Origin of the sequence: Rhodococcus sp. NPDC057529, from assembly GCF_042802055.1 — a bacterium.
GTDB lineage: Bacteria > Actinomycetota > Actinomycetes > Mycobacteriales > Mycobacteriaceae > Rhodococcus_F.
Genome location: NZ_JBHVEY010000005.1, coordinates 116,190 through 124,462, shown reverse-complemented (window position 1 = coordinate 124,462; position 8,273 = coordinate 116,190). Strand labels below are relative to the sequence as shown.

Here is an 8,273-nt window from a genome sequence, read left to right as displayed (position 1 = left end):
CTGGCGGGCTGCGGACGCGGGTTTCCTCGGTCGGTGTGTTCTTCCCCCGAGGGCGCGGTAGACTCCCGCCCGCGGTCACCTCCGGGCGCCTCCGGGGCACCCTCCGCCCGGCCGCCCGGGCCGGAACGAACGGGACGCTCGTCGCGTCAGATCGAACGAGCGTCCCGTTCGTCCGGGTGCGGGGACGGCGGGACGTGACGGCGGACGACGGTCAGGCCTCGTCGAGAAGGTCTGCGGTGACGGCCGACTCGGTGTCCGGAATGCCGGTTTCCTTCGCCTTGCGGTCCGCCATCGACAGCAGCCGCCGGATGCGGCCTGCCACGGCGTCCTTCGTCATCGGCGGGTCGGCGAGCTGGCCGAGTTCCTCGAGGGACGCCTGCCGGTGCTCCACCCGCAGGTGCCCCGCGGCCGCCAGGTGGTCGGGGACCTCGTCGCCGAGGATGTCGAGGGCCCGCTCGACGCGGGCCGCGGCCGCGACCGCGGCCCGCGCGGAGCGGCGCAGGTTGGCGTCGTCGAAGTTGGCGAGCCGGTTGGCGGTGGCACGGACCTCCCGGCGCATGCGCCGCTCCTCCCACACGAGGCGGGTGTCCTGGGCGCCCATCCGGGTGAGCAGCGCGCCGATGGCCTCCCCGTCGCGGATCACGACGCGGTCGGTGCCGCGGACCTCGCGGGCCTTCGCGGAGATGCCCAGCCTGCGCGCCGCCCCGACGAGCGCGAGCGCCGCCTCCGGTCCGGGGCAGGAAACCTCGAGCGCGGACGAGCGGCCCGGCTCGGTCAGCGAACCGTGCGCCAGGAACGCGCCACGCCACGCGGCTTCCGCGTCGGCGACGCTGCCGCCGACGACCTGCGCGGGGAGCCCGCGCACGGGGCGTCCCCGCAGGTCCAGCAGCCCGGTCTGACGGGCGAGGGCCTCCCCCTCCTTCGCGACGCGCACGATGTACCGGGACGACTTGCGCAGCCCGCCCGCGCTGAGGACGTGCACGTCGGCGCTGTAGGTGAACAGATCGAAGATCTCGCGCCGCAACCGGCGGGCCGTGGACCCCAGATCCACTTCCGCCTCGACCACTACCCGGCCGCCGACGATGTGCAATCCCCCGGCGAACCGCAGCAGCGACGAGACCTCGGCCTTCCGGCAACTCACGTGAGTGACGACGAGACGACTGAGTTCGTCTTTGACCTCTGCTGTCATTGCCACGAAGCGCTCTCCCTTTCCTCTGGTGTCTCGGCCGCTTCGCTCCCCCGAGACCCCGCATCGGGGTCGCTCCAGAGCTGTTCGAGAACGGACGCAAGTTTTCCTGCATGGTGCGTGTGGGTGCCGTGCTCCGACACGTCGGCGTACACGACGCGTGCCCGGAACTGTCCGGCGGCGCGGGCGAGGTGCTCGCGCTCGCGCCCCGGTGGAACCGAACCCGAATCGACGACGACGAAGTCGACGGTGAGTTCGGGTGCGTGCTGGGACAGTACGTGCAGATGACGCTCGGTGGAGAATCCCGCGGTCTCGCCGGGTTCCGGAGCCAGATTGAGTACCAGCACCTTCCGCGCGGGGGTGGCGATCAGCGTGTCGAGGAGTTCGGGCACGAGGACGTGCGGGATGACACTGGAGAACCACGACCCGGGGCCGAGGACGACCATGTCGGCGACGTCGATCGCCCGGACCGCGTCCGGGCAGGCGGGTGGATTCGCCGGCAGCAACCGCACGCGGCGCACCTTGCCGGGGGTGGTCGCGACCGCGACCTGACCGCGGATGCAGCGGCTGACCCGGGGGTCCGCCTCGAGGCCCTGCACGTCGGCCTCGATGTCCAGCGCGATCGGCGACATCGGCAGCACGCGCCCGTCGATCCGCAGCAGCCGGGCGAGTTCGTCGAGCGCGGCGACGGGGTCGCCGAGCACCTCGGTGAGACCGGCGAGGATGAGATTGCCCACCGAGTGTCCGGCGAGGGCGCCGATTCCGCCGAATCGGTGCTGGATGGTGTCGGTCCAGTCCTGCACCTCGGGGTCGTCCGCCGCGAGCGCGGCGAGCGCCATCCGCAGATCGCCGGGCGGGATGACGCCGAGTTCGGCGCGCAGCCGTCCCGAGGATCCGCCGTCGTCCGCGACGGTGACGACGGCGGTCACGTCACGGCTGAGCCTGCGGGCGGCGCTGAGGGTGGCGAACAGCCCGTGGCCACCGCCGAGCGCGACGATCGCGGGCGCCTGGTGCACCGGCCTCATTCGCGCCCCAGATCACGATGGACGACACGCACGTTCAGCCCGGAGTCCTTTCCGAGCCGGCCCGCCAGGGCCTCCGACATCGCGACACTGCGATGTTTGCCCCCGGTGCACCCCATCGCGATGGTCATGTAGCGCTTCCCCTCCCGACGATATCCGGCGATCGTCAGATCCAGCAGGTGGTGATAAGTGGCGAGATAGTCGTCCGCACCGTCCTGCGACAACACGTAGTCCCGCACGTCCGCGTTCTGCCCGGTGTGCGGACGCAACTCGGGGATCCAGTGCGGGTTGGGCAGGAACCGGACGTCGCAGACGAGATCGGCGTCCATCGGAAGACCGTACTTGAAACCGAACGACTGGACTGTTACCTGCATGGTGCGGTTCTCGGCGTCGCCGAACGCGTCCTCGATCTTCTGCCGCAACTGGTGCGCGGCGAGCGAGGACGTGTCGATCACCAGATCCGCGGCGGCCTTCACCTTCGCGAGCTGGTCCCGCTCGGCGGCGATGCCCTCCGACAGGGTGCCCTCGGCGCCTCCGCCGGACAGCGGGTGACTGCGCCGGACCTGTTCGAATCGGCGGACCAGGACCTCGTCCGACGCGTCGAGGTACAGCACCCGGGTGTGCACGGGCTTGCTCTCCAGTTCGGTGAGGACCCAGCCGAGGTCGCCGGTGAACAACCGGGAGCGCACGTCGATGACGACGGCGAGCCGCTCGAGCCGCGAATCGGATTCCAGGCTCAGATCCACCATCCGGGAGATCAGTTCCGGGGGAAGGTTGTCCGCGACGTACCACCCGAGGTCCTCGAGGACCTTCGCCGCCGTCTGCAGACCCGCCCCGGAGAGCCCGGTGACGAGAAGGAAGTCCATCGGCCGAACCGTGGGCGGACGGTCGCTCTGCGCGTGCTGCTCGTTCACTCGACACCTGTCCGTTGCGATGCGCTCTGTGCTGCCGGGCCGTGCTGTCCTACCGGTTCGCGGGGTAGGTCCGCGCCGTTGCGTTCTGCCGCGCCCGGCCCGTTCCGATCTGGTTCATCATCCCCCACTCCCGCGACGTCCGCAGACGGTTCCTCCGCCCCGAGAGCGGTGAGTACCGCCTTCGCCGTGGCCGTTCCGATGCCGGGCACGGCGGTGATCTCCTCGACGGAGGCCTGCTTGAGTTTGGCGACGGATCCGAAATGCGTCACCAGCGCCTTGCGCCGGGTCTCGCCGAGACCGCGTACCGAGTCGAGTGCGGACGCCGTCATCCGGCGGGACCGCTTGCTGCGGTGGAACGTGATCGCGAAGCGGTGCGCCTCGTCCCGCACCCGCTGCAGCAGGTACAGCGACTCGCTGGTGCGCGGGAGGATCACCGGGTCCTCCTCCCCCGGCACCCACACCTCCTCGAGCCGCTTGGCCAGCCCGATCACCGCGACGTCGGTGATGCCCAGTTCGTCGAGCACTGCCGAGGCCGCGGCGACCTGCGGGGCGCCGCCGTCGACGACGAACAGGTTCGGCGGATACGCGAACCGCCGAGGCCTGCCGGTCTGCGGGTCGATCGCCGCCTCCGGGGCGAGATCGCCGCCGTCCCCGCCGGACACCTGGTCGGCGTCCGCACCGGCCGCTTCCGCGCGCAGCACCCCGACGTCGCGGTTGTGCCGGAGGAACCGGCGCCGGGTGACCTCGGCGATGCTGGCGACGTCGTCGGAGCGGCCGTCGCCGGCCGCCTCCTTGATGGCGTAGTGCCGGTAGTCGGACTTGCGCGGCAGCCCGTCCTCGAAGACGACGAGGGAGGCCACCACGTCGGTGCCCTGCACGTGGCTGATGTCGACACATTCGATGCGCAGCGGCGCCGAGTCCAGGTCGAGGGCCTCCTGGATGCCCTGCAGGGCCGCCGACCGCGACGTGAAGTCGCCGGCGCGGCGCAGCTTGTGCTGTTGCAAAGCCTCCATCGCGTTGCGCTGCACGGTCTCGGCGAGTGCCTTCTTGTCGCCACGCTGCGGCACCCGGAGACGGACGGCGGAGCCGCGGAGCCCGCTCAGCCATTCCTGCACCTGCTCGGCGTCCGGCGGCAGCACGGGCACGAGCACCTCCCGCGGCACCCCGCTGCTGCCCGCCTCCGGGTCGGCGGCACCCGACAGCGCCGCCTGCTCACCGTAGAACTGGGTGAGGAACTGCTCGACCAGCAACGGCAGGTCCGAGCCCGCCTCGGAATCGACGGCGGCCCAGTCGATGACGTCGCCGGCCTTCTCGACCACCCAGCCGCGCTGCCCGCGGACGCGGCCGCCCCGGACGTGGAACACCTGGACCGCCGCCTCGAGTTCGTCGGTCGCGAACGCGGCGACGTCGGCGTCGGTTCCGTCGCCGAGCACGACGGCCTGTTTCTCCAGCGCCCGCCGCAATGCGCCCACGTCGTCGCGCAGCCGCGCCGCTGTCTCGAAGTCGAGTTCCTCGGACGCCTGCTGCATCCGGGCCTCGAGCTGCCGGACCAGTTTGTCGGTGCGCCCCGACAGGAAGTCGCAGAAGTCCTCGACGATCTTGCGGTGTTCGGCCGCGGACACGCGGCCGACGCACGGCGCGGAGCACTTGTCGATGTAGCCGAGCAGGCAGGGGCGGCCGATCTGGTTGTGCCGCTTGAACACCCCGGCCGAGCAGGTGCGGGCGGGGAACACCCGCAGCAGCAGGTCGAGGGTTTCGCGGATGGCCCACGCGTGCGAGTAGGGGCCGAAGTAGCGGACACCCTTGCGCCGGGGGCCGCGGTAGACGAACAGCCGCGGGTACTCCTCGTTCAGGGTGACCGCGAGAACCGGGTACGTCTTGTCGTCGCGGTAGCGGACGTTGAACCGGGGATCGAATTCCTTGATCCAGTTGTATTCGAGCTGAAGCGCCTCGACCTCGGTGCTCACCACGGTCCACTCGACGCTGCCGGCCGTGGTCACCATCTGGCGGGTGCGCGGGTGCAGCGTCGAGACGTCGGCGAAATAGGAATTCAGCCGTGATCGAAGACTCTTCGCCTTCCCGACATAGATGACCCGGCCGTGCGGATCGCGGAACTTGTACACCCCCGGGTCGACCGGAATCGTTCCGGTCGCGGGGCGATATGTCGAAGGATCGGGCACCCCTCCACGTTAGTCGGCGCCACCGACCAACCCCGCATCCGCGGCGTCACGGAGGGGTGGCTGCCCGGTCAGGACGGCGCGTACTCCGACGCGAGCGCGCGGAACCGGTCGACGGCGTCGACGGCGTACTCGCGGTCGTTCGACTGGATGGCCATCACGGCCAGGTACTCGTCGTCGGGCAGCTCGATCCGCGCCCACGCCGCGCCGTCCGGGAAGGACAGCCCCTCGTACAGGTCCCAGTCGACGATGCGCTCACCGAGCACGTTCCGCACGGCGATGCCGCGGGGCCCGATGCGCACCCGCGGGCGGGTCAGCAGCAGGACGGCGGCGGCGAAGAGGCAGCCGATGCCCGCGAACGCCAACTGGTCGGCGAGCCGGAAGTACACGCCCGTCGAATCGCCGCGCAACAGGATCGCGAACGTCACGTGGACGACGACGAGCAGGACCGCCACCCCGATCGCGTAGCGGCGGGACTTGCGTGGCTTCGCGACGAGTGTCCACTCGGATTCGGGGGTGGTCACGGGCGGATCCGGATCATGCGAAGGACTCCTCGGCCCGGCGCAGTCGCGCCAACGTGACGGCGGTGTCGAGTGCGGCCGCGCACGCCTGCCCGCCCTTGTCCTCGACGGACCCGGGCAGGCCGCTGCGGTCGACGGCCTGCTGCTCGGTGTCCGTGGTGAGCACACCGTTCCCGACCGGGGTGCTCTCGTCCAGCGAGACCCGGGTCAGACCGGCCGTGACGGCGTCGCAGACGTATTCGAAGTGCGGGGTCCCGCCGCGGATCACGACACCGAGCGCGACGACGGCGTCGTGGCTGCGGGCGAGCGCCTGCGCGACCACGGGCAGTTCGATGGCGCCCGCGACGCGGACCAGCGTGACGTTCTTCACGTTCGCCTCGGCGGCCACGCGCTGCGCGCCGGCGATCAGCGCCTCGGAGATCTCCGCGTGCCAGCTGCCGGCGACGATGGCGAGCCGGAGGTCGCCCGCCTCCCCGAGTTGGAGCTCGGGCAGTCCCTCGCCGCTCACAGCATCTCCCCCGCTTCGAAGTCGTCGAGCCCGATCAGGTCGTGGCCCATGCGGTCCCGCTTGGTGCGCAGGTATGTCAGGTTCTCGGCGTTGGCCCGCAGCGGCATGGACACCCGCTCGGTGATCTGCAGCCCGTAGCCGTCGAGTCCGACCCGCTTGGCCGGGTTGTTGGTGAGCAGCCGCATCGAGGAGATGCCCAGGTCCACCAGGATCTGCGCGCCGATGCCGTAGTCCCGGGCGTCGGCGGGCAGGCCGAGCTCGAGGTTGGCGTCGACGGTGTCCGAGCCGGCGTCCTGCAGCTGGTAGGCCTGCAGCTTGTGCATCAGGCCGATGCCACGGCCCTCGTGCCCGCGCATGTACAGGACCACCCCGCGGCCCTCCTGCGCGACCATGTCCAGGGCGGCGTCGAGCTGGGGGCCGCAGTCGCAGCGCAGCGAACCGAACACGTCGCCGGTGAGGCACTCGGAGTGCACGCGCACCAGCACGTCGCTGCCGTCGCCGTCCGGGCCGGGCAGGTCGCCGCGGACCAGGGCCACGTGCTCGACGTCGTCGTAGATGCTCCGGTACCCGACGGCGGTGAACTCGCCGTGCCGGGTGGGGATCCGCGCGGACGCGACCCGCTCCACGTGCTTCTCGTGCTTGCGGCGCCACGCGATGAGGTCGGCGATGGAGATCAGCGCGAGGTCGTGGTCGTCGGCGAAGACCCGCAGCTCGTCGGTCTGGGCCATGTGGCCCTCGTCCTTCTGGCTGACGATCTCGCAGATCACGCCGGCGGGCCGGAGGTCGGCCATCCGGGCGAGGTCGACGGCGGCCTCGGTGTGACCGGGACGGCGCAGCACGCCGCCCTCCTTGGCCCGCAACGGCACGACGTGGCCGGGGCGGGTGAAGTCCTGGGCGCCGCTGGCCGGGTCGGCCAGCAACCGCATGGTGGCGGCCCGGTCGGACGCGGAGATGCCGGTGCCGATGCCCTCGCGGGCGTCGACGGTGACGGTGTACGCGGTGCCGTGCTTGTCCTGGTTGGTGGCGTACATCGGGGGCAGGCCGAGCCGGTCGCAGTCGGCACCGTCGAGCGGCACACAGAGATAGCCGGAGGTGTATCGGACCATGAACGCAACCAACTCGGGGGTGGCCTTCTCCGCGGCGAAGATGAGGTCTCCCTCGTTCTCGCGGTCTTCGTCGTCGACGACGACGACAGCCTTGCCTGCGGCGATATCCGCAACGGCGCGCTCGATACTGTCGAACCTGGTCACGTGCTCGGTCTCCAAAGTCTTGACTGACGCATCTTCGAATACAACGGATGCATCCGTGGGATGCTCCTCAACAGTACGACTCAGCGGCCGGCCGCTTGCAGCCGCTCCACATACTTCGCGATCACGTCGACCTCGAGGTTGACGGGCGTCCCGACGGACGCCGCCCCCAGCGTGGTCAGTTGCAGTGTGGTCGGGATGAGCGAGATCTCGAAGTATTCGGCGCCGCGTTCCCCGCCGAGCGCCGACACCGTCAGCGACACACCGTCGACCGTGATCGAGCCCTTCTCCACGACGTACCGGGAGATGGCGTCGGGAAGGGCGATACGCACCACCTCCCAGTTCTCGGACGGGCTGCGGCTGATGATGTGCCCGGTGCCGTCGACGTGGCCCTGGACGAGGTGGCCGCCGAGGCGGCTGTTCAGCGCGGCGGCCCGCTCCAGGTTGACGCGGCTGCCCACGTCGATCTTCTCGAGGCTCGACCGGTTCAGCGTCTCCTGCATGACGTCCGCGGTGAAGGAGCCGTCGGCGAGCACCTCGACGACGGTCAGGCACACGCCGTTGACCGCGATCGAATCACCATGCGACGCATCGGAAGTCACGACCGGACCACGCACGGTGAACCGTGCGGCGTCGGCCAGTTCCTCCTTGGCGACGACCTCACCCAATTCTTCGACGATCCCGGTGAACACTGTGGC

The 8,273-nt window shown here is 70.7% G+C and carries 8 protein-coding genes; all 8 read right to left on the bottom strand.

The annotated features are described in order from the left end of the window. Positions 1–211: 211 nt before the first annotated feature. The 8 genes from whiA to ACFU5V_RS11500 all read right to left on the bottom strand — a co-directional run bounded on the left by whiA (position 212) and on the right by ACFU5V_RS11500 (position 8,267). The gene (gene whiA, locus ACFU5V_RS11535) at positions 212–1,189 is read right to left on the bottom strand and encodes a DNA-binding protein WhiA (RefSeq protein ID WP_276136623.1); all 978 of its coding nucleotides are present in this window, start codon (positions 1,187–1,189) and stop codon (positions 212–214) included. After that, complete coding sequence (gene yvcK / locus ACFU5V_RS11530; protein WP_378442262.1) at positions 1,186–2,211, bottom strand: uridine diphosphate-N-acetylglucosamine-binding protein YvcK; 1,026 nt, start codon at positions 2,209–2,211, stop codon at positions 1,186–1,188. Before yvcK ends, whiA begins: the two co-directional genes overlap by 4 nt. Beyond that, positions 2,208–3,074, bottom strand: a complete 867-nt coding sequence (gene rapZ, locus ACFU5V_RS11525; RefSeq protein WP_378699625.1) for an RNase adapter RapZ — start codon at positions 3,072–3,074, stop codon at positions 2,208–2,210. Before rapZ ends, yvcK begins: the two co-directional genes overlap by 4 nt. Positions 3,075–3,118: 44 nt before the next feature. Beyond that, entirely contained in the window at positions 3,119–5,302 is a 2,184-nt protein-coding gene (gene uvrC, locus ACFU5V_RS11520) for an excinuclease ABC subunit UvrC (protein WP_378699230.1), read from the bottom strand. A 68-nt stretch (positions 5,303–5,370) separates the two neighbouring features. Beyond that, the gene (locus ACFU5V_RS11515; protein WP_276136441.1) at positions 5,371–5,823 is read right to left on the bottom strand and encodes a PH domain-containing protein; all 453 of its coding nucleotides are present in this window, start codon (positions 5,821–5,823) and stop codon (positions 5,371–5,373) included. Positions 5,824–5,836: 13 nt separating this feature from the next. Further along, a complete protein-coding gene (gene ribH, locus ACFU5V_RS11510; RefSeq protein ID WP_087555955.1) occupies positions 5,837–6,328 on the bottom strand; it encodes a 6,7-dimethyl-8-ribityllumazine synthase in 492 nt (163 codons plus the stop codon). After that, positions 6,325–7,578 carry a bifunctional 3,4-dihydroxy-2-butanone-4-phosphate synthase/GTP cyclohydrolase II gene (locus ACFU5V_RS11505; protein WP_378430709.1) on the bottom strand — a complete coding sequence of 418 codons (1,254 nt, stop codon included), beginning with the start codon at positions 7,576–7,578 and terminating at the stop codon, positions 6,325–6,327. Before ACFU5V_RS11505 ends, ribH begins: the two co-directional genes overlap by 4 nt. A gap of 80 nt (positions 7,579–7,658) precedes the next feature. Further along, a complete protein-coding gene (locus tag ACFU5V_RS11500; RefSeq protein ID WP_378430708.1) occupies positions 7,659–8,267 on the bottom strand; it encodes a riboflavin synthase in 609 nt (202 codons plus the stop codon). Positions 8,268–8,273: the final 6 nt, after the last annotated feature.

Coding starts and splice junctions, on each gene's coding strand:
- rapZ (WP_378699625.1), bottom strand. CDS start 3,074: ATGGACTTCCTTCTCGTCACCGGGCTCTCCGGGGCGGGTCTGCAGACG.
- whiA (WP_276136623.1), bottom strand. CDS start 1,189: ATGACAGCAGAGGTCAAAGACGAACTCAGTCGTCTCGTCGTCACTCAC.
- yvcK (WP_378442262.1), bottom strand. CDS start 2,211: ATGAGGCCGGTGCACCAGGCGCCCGCGATCGTCGCGCTCGGCGGTGGC.